This is a genomic window from Alteromonas sp. ABV4_515, assembly GCF_056160345.1.
Window position 1 is genome coordinate 1 of sequence record NZ_JBSWWZ010000060.1, and the last position, 200, is coordinate 200.

The following is a 200-nucleotide window of genomic DNA, read 5'->3' on the forward strand; positions in this document are numbered from 1 at the left end:
AAACTACCCACCAGACACTGTCCGCAATCCCGATTAGGGACCAACGTTAGAACATCAAACATACCAGGGTGGTATTTCAAGGACGGCTCCACGCAAACTAGCGTCTGCGTTTCAAAGCCTCCCACCTATCCTACACAAGTAGGTTCAATGTTCAGTGCCAAGCTGTAGTAAAGGTTCACGGGGTCTTTCCGTCTAGGTGC

1 rRNA gene is annotated in these 200 nt (G+C 50.0%); it reads right to left on the reverse strand.

The annotated features are described in order from the left end of the window. Positions 1 to 200 (reverse strand): 23S ribosomal RNA (locus tag ACXAGX_RS20660); the annotation flags it as partial.